Source organism: Amycolatopsis sp. SID8362 (assembly GCF_010550475.1).
GTDB classification, from domain to species: Bacteria; Actinomycetota; Actinomycetes; order Mycobacteriales; family Pseudonocardiaceae; genus Amycolatopsis; species Amycolatopsis eburnea.
The window spans coordinates 1-3,002 of sequence record NZ_JAAGNB010000014.1; the positions used below are offsets into that span (position 1 = coordinate 1).

Below are 3,002 nucleotides of genomic sequence, written 5' to 3' on the forward strand. Positions count from 1 at the left end.
TGGTCGTCGCGCTCGCCGGCACCGCGCGGGAGGCGCTGACGAACGCGGGCAAGCACGCGCCGGGGGAGGACGTCGAGGTACGGCTGAGCTACGCGCCCGAGATCGTCCGGCTCGACGTCCGCAACACCCTCGGTGTCACTCGAACAGGTGAAGGTTTCGGGTTGGCCGGGATGCGGGAGCGGCTGGCGCTGGCCGGTGGCACCCTGGACGCCGGTCCCGGCGGCGGTCAGTGGCGCGTCCTGGCCGAGGTGCGGGCGTGAGATCACGTGCTGATGACAGCGGGCGGTGCCGGTGCCCGCGAGGACGGCGGACCGGCTACCTTCTGCGGGTACCGCTTTTGGGGAGGAATCGGGGATGACCAGCACTGCGACGGCCCCGGGTCCGACGGCGCCCGCGCCGGGACCCCCGCCGCCGCCACCGGAAAGCGGGGGTCGCAGCGGCCTGCTGGGGCTGCTGGACCTGCCCGGACAGGGCGTCCGCGCGGTCGTCCGGTCCGCCGCGACGACCCCCGGCCGGCTCACCGTCATCGCCGTCGGCCTGGTGCTCCTGTCCCTCCTCGCCGGCCTGGTCGCGACACTGTCGGTGCAGAACCGCGACGACACCATCACCGGCGTCATCGACCACCGCGAGCCCCTCGCCGCCGCCGCGCAGCAGGTCTACCGCTCGCTCTCGGACGCCGACGCGACCGCCGCGAGCGCGTTCCTCTCCATCGGCACCGAGCCGCCGGAGCTGCGCCAGCGCTACGAGCGCGACATCGCCGAAGCCGGCGCCGCGCTCGCGAAGGCCGCCTCCGACGCTTCCGACGTCGCCGCCGCGGTCGCCCCGGTCGACGTCCTCAACCAGTCGCTGCCCGTCTACACCGGGCTCGTCGAGACGGCGCGGGCGAACAACCGCCTCGGCTACCCGGTCGGCGCGTCCTACCTCCGCGAGGCCTCCGAGCTGATGCGGGCGAAGATCCTGCCCGCCGCGCAGGACCTCTACCGCGTCGACACCGAGCGGCTGATCGACGAGCAGGACGGCGCCACCGGCTTCCCGTGGCTCGCCACGATCCTGGTGGTCGCGCTGCTCGCCGCGCTGATCGCCGCGCAGGTCTACCTGACCAAGCGCACCAACCGGCTGCTCAACGTCGGGCTCGTCGTCGCGACGGCCGCCGTCGTGGTCTCGCTGCTGTGGGGCGCGGTCGCGCTGATCGTGCAGGGCAGCCTGGTCGGCAGCGGCCAGGACGACGGCTCGCACCGCGTCGACGTACTGGTCCGCGCGCGGATCGCCGCGCTGCAGGCCCGCGCCGACGAAACGCTCACGCTGGTCGCGCGCGGTGACGGCGCCGCGTACGAAAAGGACTTCGGCACCAACGCGGCCCAGCTGGTCGGCCCGGACGGCCAGGGCGGCCTGCTCGGCGAAGCCCGTGGCCTCATCCAGGACGGCGAAGGCGCCACGAAGGTCGCCGACGCGGCGAAGGCCGCGAACGACTGGCTGAAGGCGCACAAGGAAGTCCGCGCGCAGGACGACGCCGGCCAGTACCAGGAAGCCGTCGACTTCGCCGTGCTGGAGGACAAGACCGACGGCTCGGCACCGGCGTTCCGGCGGCTCGACGACAGCCTCCAGGCGGCCATCGACGTCGGCAGGCAGGAATTCCTCGACGACACCCACAACGGCGACCGCGCGCTGACGCTGCTGGCCCCCGGCCTGGCCGTGCTCGCGGTCGTCGCCGCGGCGGGTGTCACCATGGGGATCCGGGAGCGACTGAGGGAGTACCGGTGAGCAGGCGGGGGAACACGGTCCGGGCGGGCGTGCTGGCGGTCGTCGCGCTGCTGGTGGCGTCCTGCGGCAGCCCCGGGAAGCCGGTCGACCCGGCCCCGGTCGGCAACGCCGCCTGGCCCCAGCCCGCGCACGTGGGCGGCCCGGACGCGGCCGCCGGCGGTGGCGGCGACACCAGCTGCAACCCGCTGGCCAGCCTGCAGCCGGACAAGGGGACGTCGATCCCCGACGGCTCGACCATGGCGAAGATCAAGGAACGCGGCAAGCTCATCGCCGGCGTCGACCAGACCACGTACCTGTTCGGCTTCCGCAACCCGACCTCGGGCAACCTCGAGGGCTTCGACATCGACCTCGTCAACGAGATCGCCCGCTCGATCTTCGGCGCGCCGGAAGGCCGCGTCCAGTTCCGGGCGATCACGTCGTCGCAGCGCCAGGACGTCCTGATGCAGCACCAGGTCGACATCGTCGTGCGGACCTACAGCATCACCTGCGCGCGCAAGAAGGACGTCCAGTTCTCCTCCGTGTACTACGTCGCCGGGCAGCGGCTGCTGGTGACGAAGGAGTCCAAGGCGACCAAGCTGGCCGACCTGAGCGGCAAGAAGGTGTGCGCGGCGAAGAAGTCGACGTCGCTGGCGAAGATCGCGACGGACCCGGCCAAGCCGCAGGCGATCTCGGTCGACAACTGGTCGGACTGCCTGGTGATGCTCCAGCAGGGCCAGGTCGACGCGGTCTCGACCGACGACACGATCCTCGCCGGGATGGCCGCGCAGGACCCGACGCTGCAGGTCGTCGGCGACCAGTTCACGCAGGAGAACTACGGCATCGGCGTGCCGAAGGACAACGAGGACATGGTCAAGTTCGTCAACGCCGTGCTCGAGAACATCCGCAACAGCGGCGCCTGGCAGAACAGCTACCGCCACTGGGTCGAGTCGTCGCTGGGGCCGGCCTCGCCGCCGCAGGCGCAGTACCAGTGAGCGGGCCGCGACTAGGATCGGTTCCCGCACGTCGCCGGGGATCTGGGAGGTAGCAGTGTCGGAGGAACCGCGCCGTCCTCGGCACGCCGCGCCGGACGACGAAAAGCAGCCGGGCGGCAGCTGGCAGCCGCCACCGCCGGTGCGGTGGGAGACGCCGGAGCCGTCGATTTCGGGCCGCCTCGACGACGGCGAGCCGTCCCGCGGCGAGGAGACCGTCTTCCACGCGCCCGTGCGCCGCCCGCCGACGCCGCCGCGGGGCGCGCCGATCCC

Annotated in this window: 2 protein-coding genes and 2 pseudogenes; all 4 read left to right on the forward strand. The window is 72.8% G+C overall.

All coding sequences use genetic code 11. The features are described from left to right. Positions 1 to 260, forward strand: a pseudogene (locus tag G3I65_RS01030) (sensor histidine kinase); the annotation flags it as partial. A 94-nt stretch (positions 261 to 354) separates the two neighbouring features. Then, positions 355 to 1,761: a hypothetical protein gene (locus G3I65_RS01035; protein WP_160693876.1), complete on the forward strand. Its 1,407-nt coding sequence runs from the start codon at positions 355 to 357 to the stop codon at positions 1,759 to 1,761. Further along, positions 1,758 to 2,732: a glutamate ABC transporter substrate-binding protein gene (locus G3I65_RS01040; RefSeq protein ID WP_191983908.1), complete on the forward strand. Its 975-nt coding sequence runs from the start codon at positions 1,758 to 1,760 to the stop codon at positions 2,730 to 2,732. Before G3I65_RS01035 ends, G3I65_RS01040 begins: the two co-directional genes overlap by 4 nt. A 55-nt stretch (positions 2,733 to 2,787) precedes the next feature. Beyond that, a pseudogene (locus G3I65_RS01045) lies at positions 2,788 to 3,002 on the forward strand (protein kinase); the annotation flags it as partial.

Excerpts from the sequence above, each read along its gene's own strand:
- G3I65_RS01035 (WP_160693876.1), top strand. The coding sequence starts at position 355 with ATGACCAGCACTGCGACGGCCCCGGGTCCGACGGCGCCCGCGCCGGGA.